This window comes from Bergeyella anatis (genome assembly GCF_036016955.1).
Taxonomy (GTDB): domain Bacteria; phylum Bacteroidota; class Bacteroidia; order Flavobacteriales; family Weeksellaceae; genus JAYWXI01.
Map to the genome: position 1 here is coordinate 1 of NZ_JAYWXI010000198.1, position 302 is coordinate 302.

1 protein-coding gene is annotated in these 302 nt (G+C 38.1%); it reads right to left on the reverse strand.

All coding sequences use genetic code 11. From position 1 onward, the window contains the following. A partial coding sequence (locus tag VQ048_RS12920; protein WP_442872832.1) for a relaxase/mobilization nuclease domain-containing protein occupies nucleotides 1–284 on the reverse strand: 284 nt, incomplete at its 3' end. Nucleotides 285–302: the final 18 nt, after the last annotated feature.

Below are 302 nucleotides of genomic sequence, written 5' to 3' on the forward strand. Positions count from 1 at the left end.
ATTTTCTGCATATACTCGGTAGCGATTTCTTTGAAATCATTGTCTGAAACTTCATCTTTGGGGTCGGGATTGATAGAAATATGCAGGATTGGTTTTTCGGTTCTTTGGTTGGCTATCAAATACGGTTCAAACGAACGAGCCAAAACAGAAGTATCCCATTGTCCATCCAAAGGATGTATCATACGATGTGCGTGTAGAATATTGCCATTATCATCTTCCACTTTTTCATAATTGTACAAAAGCACTCCTAAGAGATTACTCCCTCGTCCAATTTTCGCCACCATATCACTTAGTTTTTTAAG